This window comes from Peterkaempfera podocarpi (assembly GCF_042466665.1).
In the GTDB taxonomy this organism is placed as follows: domain Bacteria; phylum Actinomycetota; class Actinomycetes; order Streptomycetales; family Streptomycetaceae; genus Peterkaempfera; species Peterkaempfera podocarpi.
Genome location: NZ_CP162102.1, coordinates 384,123 through 395,915, shown reverse-complemented (window position 1 = coordinate 395,915; position 11,793 = coordinate 384,123). Strand labels below are relative to the sequence as shown.

The window sequence follows — 11,793 nt, the reverse complement described above, 5'->3', positions numbered from 1 at the left end:
GGATGTGTTGTAGCGCACAGCGGTCGGGACGTCCAGATGGTCCGGGTATATCGCTGGCCCGGGTCGTAGATCGCCGTTGAATCATTTGACCTTTTGATGGGCGGCCTGCCTGGTCACATCTGCTTGCGGATCACGGACGCTCTCTTGCTGGTATCCATCGAGCGCTTCCGGCCTCATGTGGTGGAACGTGCGGTGGTCGGTACCTGAATCAGCGCACTGCTCGCCCTCCCGCCCCTCCCGCCCCCGCGTCGAGCAGTCGCGAAGGGATCGTTCCGGTTCCTGCTCCGCACCCTGTCCGCCGGCCTCGCCTTCGGCCGCGCTCATCGCGGCGTCGTTCACCGCGGGGGCGGGAGGGTGTGTGCGTGGACGAGCACCCCGGGCGGCCGATCAGCTTCGTCGCCCTGCGGGCCGGCACCCCGGATGCGCCGTCCGGCGGCGGGATCGCTGCGATGAGTGCTGTCGCCGGATTGCGGCCGGTGGAGGGGGTGGCGCAGGTGCGCCGCGAGCTGGGCGACGCGGTCGGGCCGGGTGGGCCTCGGTTTGCCGCTTTTCCCATGGATCACGGTCAGGTGGTCGGGCAGCGCAAGGTGGGCGGAAGGGCGGGGGCGCAGGCGAGGCCCCCCGCCTGCTAGATTGGTCTATACCACATGGGGGCGAGCGCCCCGCACTCCTCTCGACCGCTAGGTAGGCCAGCGTGGAAGTTGTGATCGTTCCTGACGCCGCAGCGGGCGGCGAGCTCATCGCCACGGCGATCGCCGACCTGCTGGCCCGGAAGCCCGACGCGCTGGTGGGCGTGGCAACGGGCTCGACCCCGCTCCCCATCTACCAGGCCCTGGCCACCAAGGTGCGGGCCGACCAGGTGGACGCCTCCCGGGCCCGGATCTGCCAGCTGGACGAGTACGTGGGCCTGCCCGCGGGGCACCCCGAGTCCTACCGCTCGGTGGTGCTGCGCGAAGTGGTGGCCCCGCTCGGGCTGGACGCGTCGTCCTTCATGGGCCCCGACGGCAGCGCCGAGGACATCGTCTCCGCCTGTGCGGCGTACGACCGGATGCTGGCTGATGCCGGCGGGGTCGACCTCCAGCTGCTCGGCATCGGCACCGATGGGCACATAGGCTTCAACGAGCCCTGCTCCTCACTCGCCAGCCGCACCCGGATCAAAACCCTCACCGAACAGACCCGGATCGACAACGCGCGTTTCTTTGACGACGACATCGACCAGGTGCCGCACCACGTGATCACCCAAGGCATCGGCACCATCCTGGACGCCCGTCACCTGGTGCTGCTGGCCACAGGGGAAGGCAAGGCAGAGGCGGTCGCGGCCGCCGTCGAGGGCCCGCTCAGCGCGCTGGTGCCCGCCTCGGCCCTGCAACTGCACCCGCATGCGACCGTGGTCGTCGACGAGGCTGCCGCGGGCAGGCTCAAGCTCGCCGATTACTTCCGCGCCACTTACGCGGCCAAGCCCCACTGGCAGGGGCTGTAGGGCAGGGAGCTGTAGCCCCCGGGCGCCCCGAGGACGCCCGGGGGCGCATTGCGCGGGAGAGATGATCCATGGCCCGGATCATGCGACTGTCGCCCTCGGTAGAGGTCCTCGCCCTCGCACCGCCGGTTGAGGCAGAGCGACGGCGGACCGCGTCCGTCCGGACTGCGCAACGCCTCAACATGCACGCTCACCGGACGCATACGTCCCGGAGGGGCATCGCCTGCCGATACGGAGAGATCGGCTGGTCGGGGCCGGTTGCCGAGCTGCCGCGACTGACGGTGTCCGCACCGCTCGCCGCTCTGCTCCGGCCCCGGAGCCGGGCACCCACGGTGCACCCGGGGTCCGCGCGCGCCCGGCGCTGCTCCGGCCCACCCCGGGGGTCGTCCCCGTCCTGGGGCGCGGCTGGTCGCGGTGACACTGGCCGGGCAGGCCGGCGCCGCGGAGGTGGGCGCAGGCGCCGAGCGGAATTCTCGGCACGCCACGGAGCGTTGTCGCCGGCCCTCCGCCACCGGACCGTCCGCCCCCGTGGGCGAGGTGGCCCGGCTGTCGGCATGCCTCAGACCCGTAGCAGGAAGGCGTCCGCCGAGCCGCTCTCGACGGTGAGCAGCAGGATCAGCTCTCCGCCGATGAGTTCGCCGCCGTCTTCCGACACCAGGGACGGGCCGCCGCAGACCACGCCCGCCGGCTTCGCGGCGGGCAGGCCGAGACGCGAGTGCAGCGCCTGGTCGAAAGGGCGGCTGCCGGACAGGCACAGCAGTCGTGCGACCTGCTGCACACGGACTCCCGCAGACGAGCAGACGTCCTCGATGAGGAGACCGCAGGTGTCCAGCACAACGCTGTCAGCTGTGCCGGCCGGGCTGTCCGCACCCGAGCGCGCCACCACGGAGAGCGGACCGGGGCCCTTGCACAGGACCCAGGCGCAGGCCCCGACGGCGGCGTCGGGCGCCAGGTGCCCGGCCGGGTCGGACGGCGTGGGGCGGCCCCGTACCACCAGGGCGGTCGCAGCGAGCGGGTCGGCGTCGAGCATGGCCAAGGCCAGGTGCATGGCGGTGCCGACGGCGGGCACCTCACAGGCCGCCGGATCCTGCTCGGCGCCCAGCCGGCGGCCCAGCAGGGCAGCGCTCTGCCGTCCGGGGCGGCCCACTGTCCCGTCGGCGAGGACCAGCAGGTCCACCTCGTCTGCGGAGCGGTCGGCGAGGGACAGCGCGCGCTGGGCGGCGATGACGCAGGGCTCGTCGCTCCACGGCCGGTCCCGCTCGGCGTCGGCGATGCCGATCCCGGCGATGCGCGGGGCGGTCAGCTGCTGCGGCGGACGGACCGTGTGCGTCAGGGTGACGAGGTGCATCGCTTCAGGCCTCCACGACGGCTGCGGACCAGGTGCCGTCCCGGCCCAGGGCGGTCGCCAGAACCTTGCTGCCGGCCGGAGGCCGGGTGTCCAGGATGCGCTGCAGGGCGATCAGCAGACCCGCGGACCCGATGTACCCGAGATCCGGGCCGCAGTCGCTGACCTGGTCGTCACGGAGCGCGAAGTGCTGTCGGAAACGGCGGCCCTGCTCCGGGTCGGCGGTGTGCAGCGCGACCCGGTCGATGCCTGCCCATGTGGTGTGGGAGGCCCGCAGAACGCGGTCGACGAGGCTGCCGAGTGCGTCCAGGTCGAGTGTCCCCGCCTGCCGGTCGTCTCCACGGCTGTACGGCGTCGTGCGAGTGAGGACGGCTCGGATCCGGTTGTGCGGCCAGCCCTCCTCGGCCAGCAGGACCGCAGCCCCCCGCTGCACCTTCCCCTCGGCACCGTCGGCGGGTCCGGTGGCACCGGTGTGCAGTGGTGCGAGCAGCAGGCCACGCCGTACCAGGCGGTTCGAGGCGAGTTGCGCGGCGAGCGTCCGCAGCAGCAACAGCGCGCCGTCGACGTCGTGGCCCGCCTGCTGCGAGTAGGCACGGCCCACTCCGAGGCCGTCCAGCACCCGGCGACCGGTCAACGGCCCCGCACCGTCCTCCGGGGATTCTCGGCACACCAGGTAGTACGGCTGGGCAAGTTCGGCGACGGACAGCCCCGCCCTGCGCAGGGCGTCCTCGGTGGCGCTGCGGCCCGCGGCAACGGTGGTCTCCCAGCCGGTGGCGGGACATGCGAGTGCCGTACTGGAGCCGCCGGACCGTGCGTCTGTCGGGTGGGCGGTCAGACAGGTGCCGATCGCGCGGATCCCCACGTCGGGTGCTTTCATCTTCTCGGTCTTTCCGGGCCCATGACCCCGGTGCCGTCCGGGTTGACGGGCCCTCATGGGGCAGTCGTCCGCCTGCTGGTGCGAAAGCCGCCGGTGCGCCGCGGGAAGATGTCGGGAAGGCTTGCTCCCCGCGGCGCCACTCGGCTGCGCGCTCGGGGCCGCCGGAGGGAGAGTCGGCGACGTCCGGCATCTCCGTCCGTCGCAGGGGCCGATCCACAGGTCGGCGGCGAGCGCGCTGTGTTCCCGACCCTAGAGCCGCTCATGTGCACGCAGCCGCTCCTTCACGGCTTGCTGGCGCATTCCTGACGGATCCCTGACGGCTGGTTTCCGTAGGCACCGGGCGGAGGTCAGAACGGCGACAGCAAGGCGTCAAGGAGGTGCCAGGGACACGGCCCGCCGCTTGCGGCCGACCGCTGCCGCGTCATTGGATGCAGCTCATGACCAGCCCGACGCCCTACCACGACCGCCCGCCGCATCCGCGGGCCCTGTGCGTCCCCGGCTGCCCGGAAGCCCGCTGAGTTTCCGGCATACCGCGCCGGCCCACCGCGCCGCTCCACCACGCCGCTCCACAGCGTCGCCCCCGGTGCCCGCACCCATGGCACCGCCCCACCTCATGCCCCGCCCGCCGCGCCATCACGCGCCGGCGTGCCCGGGCCTGCCCGCGTCCCTTCCGGAGGGAACATGTCCGACCTCACCCTGTCCTCCCGCACCGCACTTGCACCGGTGCCTCCAGCGGCATCGGCTGGGAGACCGCCCGGCTGCTCGCCGAGGCCGGCGCAACCGTGGTGGTCCACGCCCGCACGGCCGAGGAGTCCCAGGACGCCGTCGCACGTCTGAGCGCGGCAGGGATCGCCCAGGCCAGGCTGCAGACGGCCGCCGCCGACTTCACCCGCATCGAGGAGGTCACCCGCCTCGCGCAGACGGTGACGGTGGCCCATCCCACGCTCGACCTGCTGGTCAACAACGCCGCAATCATGGCGCCGGAGCGGTGCACCCTCACCCCCGACGGCAGTGAGGTCTCCTTCCAGGTGAACTTCCTCGCCGCCCACCTGCTCGCCCGGCTGCTGCGCGAGCCGCTCTCCAGGAGCCGGGACGGCCGTATCGTCAACGTCTCCTCCTCCCTGCACCGCACCGCCGCGATGAACTGGCAGGACCCCAACCGCGCCAAGCGCTACTCCCGGGTTGCCGCCTATGCGCAGTCCCAGCTCGCCCTCACCATCGCGACCCGCGACATGGCTCCTGAAGGCTCCGGCATCACAGCCGTCAGCGTGAACCCGGGCCTGTGCGACACCGCGCTGCTGCCGCTGTACGGACGGGTCGGCGCCCCGGCCGCCCAGGGAGCCGCAGCCGTGGCCCGGCTCTGCATGCCGGGCTTTCAGCCGGTCAACGGCGCCTACTACGACGGCGGCCGGGTGGCCCAAACCGCCCAGGCCGTCCAGGAGGAGCGCTCGGTGCGACGGCTGGCCAAGCTCGCCGACGGCCTCGTCCTGCAGCACTGAACCCACCGAACCCCCCACCCGGACAAGAGCAACCGGAGACCGGATGTCCAAGCGCGCCCGCAAGAAGAAGGCCCGCCGCAAGAAGAAGGCCAACCACGGCAGGAAGCCCAACGGCCGCTGAACCCCGGTGACCACCCCGCTGTCGGCGCGCGGGGTGGTCACCGGCCAACCGGGCTCCGCCCCGCCCCGCACCACGCCGCACCCGGCAACGCGCTCCCCGGCGGGGTGTTCGGCCGGGGCCCTCCGGCACTCCCCGCAGGCCGAGCCCAGCAGCCGGGAGGCCCGGCCGCTGCGTGGTTCGGTCTGTTGCGAGCCGTGACCTCCGGGGTTGCCAACGAACCGTCAATATCGCTTCCTGACACGTCAAGGGAGCATCAGGGAACCGGACGCGCCACTCGCGACGGCCATAGCGTCGGCGGCGCACAACGGTCCCCGTCTCCAGTCCGACGGTGGAGCGGAGCGGGATCACGCCGGATCCCGATCCCGGCGGCTTGCGCCGGGGCCGACACCGGCGGCCACCTGGTGGGGGAGGGGATGCGCGGTCATGGGCGCAGCAGGCGGAACGGCCGTACCGGGGGCGACGGTCTCACCGGAGGTGGCGAGTCCCGGTGGGCCCGCACCCGAACTGCACATCCCCGGCGCCACGACGGCGGACACATGGGCCCCGGCTGCGGACACGGCATCCTCACGGCCGGGCCCGGCCCGGCGATGGATCCCGCTCACCCACGCGTGGTGGAACACTCCTCGCCTGGTCCGCTGCCTCACCGGCGCCTGCCTCGTCACCCTCGCGCTCGCCGCGGCGGTCATCGCCACGGTGCTGAGCGGCGCGCGCGACGGAATCGACGCCATCGGCCACCGAGCCGCCCCGCAGGCCGTGCGCTCCGCCGACCTGTACTTCGCGCTCAACGACATGGACGCGCAGATCGCCAACCTCCTGCTGTTCGGCGCCGACCCTGACTACGCCACCCTGCGCCGGCAGACCCTCGACACCTATGCGCAGCGCCGCGCCCAGGCCGACAACGACCTCCAACGCGCCGCCGAAGCCGCTGCCGGAGACCCGGTCGAGCAACGGGCCGTTCACACCGTCATCAGCCAACTCGGCAGCTACGAAGCCCTGGTGGCCCGCGTCCAGCTCCTCGAGGAGCAGGCCCACGCCCCCGCGGGCAAGCCGTCCGCCGATGCGCTGGAGGCCTACCGGCAGGCCACCGACCTGCTTCGGCAGCAACTCCTGCCCGCCGCGGACCAGGTCACCGCCACCAACTCCGCCACCGTCGAGCGCATCCACTCCGCTCAGCGCGACGACCTCGCAGCCGGCTGGTGGTGGATCCTGGTCACCGGCGCGCTCGCCCTGGCGGCCCTCGCCGCCCTGCAAGCCGCCCTCACCATCCGCTTCCGTCGCATCCTCAACCTCCCACTGGCCGCCGCGACCCTCCTCACCGCTGCCGTCCTCCTGGGCAGTCTCACTCTCGCCTCCCGCGCCGAAGGCCACCTGACGGTCGCCAAGAACAACTCCTACGACTCCGTGATCGCGCTCAGCCGCGCCCGCGCCGTCGCGTACGACATGAACGCCGACGAGAGCCGCTACCTCACCGACCCGGGCCGGGCCGCCGCCTACGAGCAGTCCTTCGTCGACAAGACCCAGGCCATCGCCCGCGTTGACGGCGCCACCATCGGCGACTACGACGCCCGGCTGCGTACCGCTGCCGACGCACACCGCGCCGTCCATGCGACGGTCCCCATCGGCGGCTACCTCGGCACCGAACTGCGGAACATCACCTTTCCCGGCGAACAGGACGCAGCCGAACGGGTCCTCACCGCCTTCCAGCAGTACCAGCTGGACGACCGCAGGACCCGGGCCCTTCGCCGGCAGGGCCGCCTCAAGGACGCCGTCACCTTCAACACCGGCACTTCCCCCGGCCAGTCCAACGCTGACTTCGCCCTGTTCAGCGACGCCCTGGGGAGGGTCCTCGCCATCAACCAGAACGCGCTCGACCACGCGGTGTCCGAGGCCGACAGCGACCTCGACGCCACCACCGCTGCGGCGGGCGCCCTGCTGCCGGCCGCCGTCCTCGCGCTCACCGTGCTCGGCGTGCGGCCCCGCCTGCGGGAGTACCGCTGACGCAGCCTGGCGGGGAGGGCGGTGGCCTCGCCTCCCACCACGGTGCGCAAGCTCCGCTTGCTCGCCGTCTCGACCTTGCCTCGCCTATCGATATTCGATAGATTCCCATCGTAGGCCGATGGATGGATGGATGGGGCATGGGAAAGCTGACAGTGCGTGCGCTGCGCGCCGTAATTGTGGTGGTGCTCACCGGCACCGTGTTCGTGCAGGCATCGATGGTGTGGGTGTTGGTCAGCGGGAGCGACCCGGAGGACGGGTCGCTCCCGCTGACATCGCTGCGCCTGGTCACGATCCTGGGGTTGGTGTCGGCCCAGGTCGCCCTGGTCTGCGTATGGCGGCTGGTGGCGATGGTGCGACGCGGAACCGTCTTCTCCCACGCTGCCTTCCGGTACGTGGACGGCGTGATCGGTGCGATCGTGGCGGCCGCCCTCGTGTGGTTCGCGGTCACGGGCATCAATGCGCCGGGCCAGCGGGACGACCCGGGCGTCACCCTGATCATGGGCGGGATCGGCGTGGCCATCCTCGGGGTCGCCCTCATCGTGCTTGTGCTGCGGATGCTGCTCACCCAGGCCGTCGCGCGGGACGTCGAAGCGGCGCAGATGAAGGCCGAGCTGGACGAGGTGATCTGATGCCGATCGCCGTCGACATCGACGTGATGCTGGCCAAGCGGAAGATGTCCGTGGGCGAGCTCGCGGACCGGGTGGGGATCACCCCGGCCAACCTCGCCGTGCTCAAGAACGGCCGCGCCAAGGCGGTGCGCTTCGCGACCCTCGCCGCGCTCTGCGAGGTGCTCAAGTGCCAGCCGGGCGACCTGCTGCGCTGGGAGTCCGAGTCCGAGTCCGAGGCCGTGGTCGTCGCGGACGTGTGACCTGCCCCAGGGCAGGGCGGGAAAGGGCCAGGGCCAGGCTTCGGCCTGGCCCTGGCCGCTCGGCGGCCGGTTCATGGCGATATGCCTGGTCGGCGGAGTGACGCGGACAGGCGAGGCTCCGATGATCATGGAGTCCTCGACGCCCCGTCATCCGAGTGGAGGACGTGGCCGCCGCATGTGGTCACACGCCGGCCCGGTGCCGTTCGGCAACAGCGGAGTCAGCGCTTGCTGTAGCGGGCGGCCTGCGCGCGAATGGCGGGCAGAGCAGCGTAGAGGGCGTCGCCGGGGCACTCGGTGGGCACCGCGTCGCGGTGGCCGGAGATGGTGTTGAGGATGACCCGCTCGCCCTTGGGATAACGGCTGGCACTGTCGTTGGACACCAGGGCCGCCTTGCCCTCCGGCCCCGCACGCCCGGACGAGAGCTTCCAGGCGGCGATCCGCGCGATGGCGTCGATCACCGCCTGGGGGACCTTGACCCCGGCGCCGAAGGTGCCGAGCACCGCGATACCGGCACTGCCGGTGTTGAACCCCATGGTGTGGCCGCCGACGACAGGCTGGTCCACGCCCCCGGCCCGTCCCTCATAGATGGTGCCGCAGCGGTCCACGATGAAGTTGTAGCCGATGTCGTCCCACCGGACCTCCCGCATGTGGAACTCGTAGATGGCCCGGATGATCGCCGGAGCCTGGGAGCAGGCATAGCCGTTGGGGTTGACGGTGTGGTGGATGAAGACCACATGCACCTCGTCCGCGTAGGCCGGTGCGGTGTGCCGCAGGCGTTCGTCGGCGTGCCAGCCGGCGCGCGAGACGATCGTCGGACGCAGCGCGGCACGTAGCAGCCCCGGCCGGACAGCCTGCGCGGTCACCGCCGGAACGACCCCAACGCCTCCGCTGCCCGTCGGGGCGGGGGCCTGCGAGGGGTTTCCGGGGTCGACCAGGGCCAGCCGCAGCCCCGCGGGCAGTTTCACCTTGTCCGCCGGCTGCTGCAGGGCGACCTGGACGGCATCACTCGGCCCGACCCAGAGGGGAGCGCTGTGACCCCTGCTCCCCGCGGGAGGATCCTGGGGGCCGTCGTCGTCCGCGGTCAGGATCCGCCAGGCGCTCCACCTCTTGCTCGCGCTCGCCCGGGTCCGCACCTTGACCACCGGGTCGAGCGCGTCGCGCGGGTCGTCCCACACCAGCGCCAGCAGCGAGAACGGCCGGGTGACCCGCGGCAGGACGTCCAGCTGGACCCCGCCCGGGTTCGGCAGGGTGGCCACCGGCAGGGTGTACGTGGCCGCGGGCGAAGGCGAGGCAGCCTTCACCCGGGTCACCACGGGTGGCGGGTTGCTGGTGCAGGCCGCCACCGCCACCAACGCCGCCGCTGCGGCACCGCCGCCCTTTACCTTCCAGCCAACCAGAACACCCATACCTCAGATATGGCTCCAACCCTCCGGGCGGAACGGACAGCGGCCCCGGTTCACCTGATGAGCGGCAGGGGCGAGGGCGAGGCGAGGCTCGGCGAGGTCCACGGCTACGACGGCTCCCGGCTGTCCGCACCGCGGCTCCCGTCGGTGCCGCTGACGCCGGGAGGGCCTGCTGATCCGGCCGCCGGGCTGATCCAGGTGTGCGTACGCGGTGCGGTGCCCGCCCATCAGCCCTGCGGCGTGCCCGCCGACCGTTCCCGCTGCGGCACTGACCGGCGGGGACGGGCTCCGGTCCGCCGGACCGGGGGGTGACCCGCGGCCGGTACGGCATGTGGAAGGCTGGACCGGCGGCCGTGTGCGTGGACCCGCTCTGCCGGAGGCCGCCCTCACCCCGCACCCGGATGTCCCGACCCCGAAAGGCCATCGATGACGAAGCCCACTGCCGCCCCGGTCGTCGAGCGCGCGGATCACAGGAACCGCTACGAGATCCTGGTGGACGGCCGACTCGCCGGGTTCACCGAGTACCGCGACCGCGACCAGCAGCGGGTCTTCTTCCACACGGAGATCGACGAGGCCTACGCCGGGCAGGGCCTCGCCTCCGTTCTCGTGCGGGAGGCGCTCACCGACGTACGCAATGCCGGAAAGCGCATCGTGCCCGTCTGCCCCTATGTGGCGAAGTACCTCCAGAGCCACGACGACTTCACCGACATCACCGATCCCGTCACCTCCGAGATCCGGCACTGGCTGGGCGGCGTGCTGCGCTGACCGGCTCGCGGTACGGCGCGGGCGATCCGCACGGCGGGGCCCGTCGCCCTCGGTGCCGTTGTCGCGCCGGGCGCAACGCGGCCATGGGTTCGCGCGATTCCACCCGCGGCCGGTACCTGTTAGGTACCATCCCGCTATGCCGTCTTTGAACATCACCTTCACCGACGAGGAGCTCGCCGCCGTGCGTGCCGCAGCGGCGGCGGAGGGCAAGTCCCTCAAGCAGTACGTCCATGACCTGCCGCTGCGTGAGCAGCAGCGCCTGCAGTTCGTCCGGTACGCCGTGACCTGGGGCGAGGCGCACCGCGCCGAGTTCGACGAGGCCTTCCCCGACGAAGCCCCGCCCACCGGCCGTGCGCGGGGAGTCGAAGCCGCCTGATGATCCTGCACATCGACGTGCCCTGGCTGCTCGACGTCCAGGAGCAGTCAGTACCGGAAGACCTCGCGGTCGCCGACTACTCCGCTCTGGTGGCCGCCGTGGCCCGGCACAGGACCCGCATCCCCCGTCCGGCCACCGCGGACCCCGACGCTGCCTGGAGGGCGGCGGCCCTGATGCACACCCTGGTGCGTCTGGAGCCGCTGCCGTACCGCAACAGCCTGTACGCCTGCCAGACGGCGGCGGCCTATATGCAGGCCAGTGGTGAGGGCATCGACCCGCCCTACGGGGCCCTGGTCGAGCTGGTCCGCGACATCCAGGGCCGCAAGGCCACCGTCTACCAGGCGGCCGACCGTATCCGCAGCTGGCGGATCTGACCAACGCCCCGTAGTGCCGCAGGCCGGGGGATCCGTCGCGGTCCGGCCGGCGGCCCGCTGCGCGAGCCCGCCACGGATCCCGGGTCGAGGCGGCCGCGAGCTCCACTGCTCGACGGAGAAATCCCGGAAGTCCCCGGGGTGGTTGGGGACGGCCGAACGCCCCCGGGGGGTGCCGGGGGCGTTCGGTGGTGGTGCTGGTGTGCCTGGGGTGGCTCAGTACCAGTGGTGGGTCTGCCAGAAGTTCCAGGCGGCGTTGGGGCTGCCGTAGCGGTCGTTCATGTAGGTCATGGCCCACTTGATCTGGGTGGCGGGGTTGGTGCGCCAGTCGGAGCCGGCGGAGGCCATCTTGGAGCCCGGCAGGGCCTGGCACAGGCCGTAGGCGCCGGAGGCGGCGTTGGTGGCGTGCATGTTCCAGCTGGACTCGTGGCTGACGATCTGGTTGAAGGAGGCCCACTGGGAGGCGGGGACCATCGACTTGGCCAGGGCCTTGGCGGCGGCGGCGGAGGTGCCGGTGGTGGCGGCGAAGGTGCGCGCGTCGGCCTGCTGGTGGTGCGCGCTCGTCCGGGTCGTCTGCTGTGCGGTGGCTGCGGAGGCGGCCGGGGCGGCGATGGCGGCCACCGAGGCCAGGCCCGCGGTGGTGGCCAGGACGGCGGCGGTGGTGTGCAGGCGGCGGGGAAGGGCGAAGCGCAT

At 72.3% G+C, this 11,793-nt stretch carries 15 protein-coding genes; 10 read left to right on the top strand and 5 right to left on the bottom strand.

The features are described 5' to 3' along the window. Positions 1-81: 81 nt before the first annotated feature. On the bottom strand, positions 82-339 hold the full coding sequence (locus tag AB0761_RS01795; RefSeq protein ID WP_377267044.1) for a hypothetical protein: 258 nt from the start codon (positions 337-339) through the stop codon (positions 82-84). 23 nt (positions 340-362) lie between these two features. Here AB0761_RS01795 and AB0761_RS01790 point away from each other — a divergent pair, with 23 nt between their 5' ends. Then, positions 363-632 carry a hypothetical protein gene (locus AB0761_RS01790; protein ID WP_377267043.1) on the top strand — a complete coding sequence of 90 codons (270 nt, stop codon included), beginning with the start codon at positions 363-365 and terminating at the stop codon, positions 630-632. A gap of 62 nt (positions 633-694) precedes the next feature. After that, complete coding sequence (gene nagB, locus AB0761_RS01785; protein ID WP_377267042.1) at positions 695-1,480, top strand: glucosamine-6-phosphate deaminase; 786 nt, start codon at positions 695-697, stop codon at positions 1,478-1,480. A gap of 556 nt (positions 1,481-2,036) precedes the next feature. On the opposite strand, the gene AB0761_RS01780 is transcribed toward nagB, so the two are convergent. Next, positions 2,037-2,825 carry a hypothetical protein gene (locus tag AB0761_RS01780; RefSeq protein ID WP_377267041.1) on the bottom strand — a complete coding sequence of 263 codons (789 nt, stop codon included), beginning with the start codon at positions 2,823-2,825 and terminating at the stop codon, positions 2,037-2,039. Positions 2,826-2,829: 4 nt separating this feature from the next. Further along, entirely contained in the window at positions 2,830-3,699 is an 870-nt protein-coding gene (locus AB0761_RS01775) for a 3-oxoacyl-[acyl-carrier-protein] synthase III C-terminal domain-containing protein (protein ID WP_377267040.1), read from the bottom strand. Positions 3,700-4,436: 737 nt separating this feature from the next. Here AB0761_RS01775 and AB0761_RS01770 point away from each other — a divergent pair. The 5 genes from AB0761_RS01770 (at position 4,437) to AB0761_RS01750 (ending at position 8,185) form a co-directional block, all read left to right on the top strand. Continuing rightward, positions 4,437-5,198: an SDR family NAD(P)-dependent oxidoreductase gene (locus AB0761_RS01770; RefSeq protein WP_377273910.1), complete on the top strand. Its 762-nt coding sequence runs from the start codon at positions 4,437-4,439 to the stop codon at positions 5,196-5,198. A 43-nt stretch (positions 5,199-5,241) separates the two neighbouring features. Then, positions 5,242-5,319: a 50S ribosomal protein bL37 gene (locus tag AB0761_RS01765; protein ID WP_377273909.1), complete on the top strand. Its 78-nt coding sequence runs from the start codon at positions 5,242-5,244 to the stop codon at positions 5,317-5,319. A gap of 423 nt (positions 5,320-5,742) precedes the next feature. Beyond that, a complete protein-coding gene (locus AB0761_RS01760) occupies positions 5,743-7,317 on the top strand; it encodes a hypothetical protein (protein ID WP_377267039.1) in 1,575 nt (524 codons plus the stop codon). A gap of 137 nt (positions 7,318-7,454) precedes the next feature. Continuing rightward, entirely contained in the window at positions 7,455-7,946 is a 492-nt protein-coding gene (locus AB0761_RS01755) for a DUF2975 domain-containing protein (protein WP_377267038.1), read from the top strand. Next, positions 7,946-8,185, top strand: a complete 240-nt coding sequence (locus AB0761_RS01750) for a helix-turn-helix domain-containing protein (RefSeq protein WP_377267037.1) — start codon at positions 7,946-7,948, stop codon at positions 8,183-8,185. The genes AB0761_RS01755 and AB0761_RS01750 overlap by 1 nt, the downstream gene beginning before the upstream one ends. Positions 8,186-8,403: 218 nt before the next feature. Here the strand turns inward: AB0761_RS01750 and AB0761_RS01745 are convergent, their stop codons facing one another. After that, positions 8,404-9,591, bottom strand: a complete 1,188-nt coding sequence (locus AB0761_RS01745) for a peptidoglycan recognition protein (RefSeq protein WP_377267036.1) — start codon at positions 9,589-9,591, stop codon at positions 8,404-8,406. 423 nt (positions 9,592-10,014) lie between these two features. Between AB0761_RS01745 and AB0761_RS01740 the strand changes: the two genes are divergently transcribed. From AB0761_RS01740 to AB0761_RS01730, 3 genes are all read left to right on the top strand, one after another. Beyond that, positions 10,015-10,353 (top strand): GNAT family N-acetyltransferase, encoded by a 339-nt coding sequence (locus AB0761_RS01740; RefSeq protein WP_377267035.1) that lies wholly within the window; start codon positions 10,015-10,017, stop codon positions 10,351-10,353. 136 nt (positions 10,354-10,489) lie between these two features. After that, a complete protein-coding gene (locus tag AB0761_RS01735) occupies positions 10,490-10,729 on the top strand; it encodes a hypothetical protein (RefSeq protein ID WP_377267034.1) in 240 nt (79 codons plus the stop codon). Continuing rightward, positions 10,729-11,103 carry a toxin Doc gene (locus tag AB0761_RS01730; RefSeq protein ID WP_377267033.1) on the top strand — a complete coding sequence of 125 codons (375 nt, stop codon included), beginning with the start codon at positions 10,729-10,731 and terminating at the stop codon, positions 11,101-11,103. Before AB0761_RS01735 ends, AB0761_RS01730 begins: the two co-directional genes overlap by 1 nt. A 213-nt stretch (positions 11,104-11,316) precedes the next feature. Here the strand turns inward: AB0761_RS01730 and AB0761_RS01725 are convergent, their stop codons facing one another. Then, positions 11,317-11,793 carry a transglycosylase SLT domain-containing protein gene (locus AB0761_RS01725; protein ID WP_377266781.1) on the bottom strand — a complete coding sequence of 159 codons (477 nt, stop codon included), beginning with the start codon at positions 11,791-11,793 and terminating at the stop codon, positions 11,317-11,319.

What these genes read in the sequence shown, in the direction of transcription:
- AB0761_RS01780 (WP_377267041.1), bottom strand. Translation starts at nt 2,825, where the DNA reads ATGCACCTCGTCACCCTGACGCACACGGTCCGTCCGCCGCAGCAGCTG.
- AB0761_RS01775 (WP_377267040.1), bottom strand. Translation starts at nt 3,699, where the DNA reads ATGAAAGCACCCGACGTGGGGATCCGCGCGATCGGCACCTGTCTGACC.
- AB0761_RS01765 (WP_377273909.1), top strand. Translation starts at nt 5,242, where the DNA reads ATGTCCAAGCGCGCCCGCAAGAAGAAGGCCCGCCGCAAGAAGAAGGCC.
- AB0761_RS01760 (WP_377267039.1), top strand. Translation starts at nt 5,743, where the DNA reads ATGGGCGCAGCAGGCGGAACGGCCGTACCGGGGGCGACGGTCTCACCG.
- AB0761_RS01755 (WP_377267038.1), top strand. Translation starts at nt 7,455, where the DNA reads ATGGGAAAGCTGACAGTGCGTGCGCTGCGCGCCGTAATTGTGGTGGTG.
- AB0761_RS01750 (WP_377267037.1), top strand. Translation starts at nt 7,946, where the DNA reads ATGCCGATCGCCGTCGACATCGACGTGATGCTGGCCAAGCGGAAGATG.
- AB0761_RS01745 (WP_377267036.1), bottom strand. Translation starts at nt 9,591, where the DNA reads ATGGGTGTTCTGGTTGGCTGGAAGGTAAAGGGCGGCGGTGCCGCAGCG.
- AB0761_RS01740 (WP_377267035.1), top strand. Translation starts at nt 10,015, where the DNA reads ATGACGAAGCCCACTGCCGCCCCGGTCGTCGAGCGCGCGGATCACAGG.
- AB0761_RS01735 (WP_377267034.1), top strand. Translation starts at nt 10,490, where the DNA reads ATGCCGTCTTTGAACATCACCTTCACCGACGAGGAGCTCGCCGCCGTG.
- AB0761_RS01730 (WP_377267033.1), top strand. Translation starts at nt 10,729, where the DNA reads ATGATCCTGCACATCGACGTGCCCTGGCTGCTCGACGTCCAGGAGCAG.
- AB0761_RS01725 (WP_377266781.1), bottom strand. Translation starts at nt 11,793, where the DNA reads ATGCGCTTCGCCCTTCCCCGCCGCCTGCACACCACCGCCGCCGTCCTG.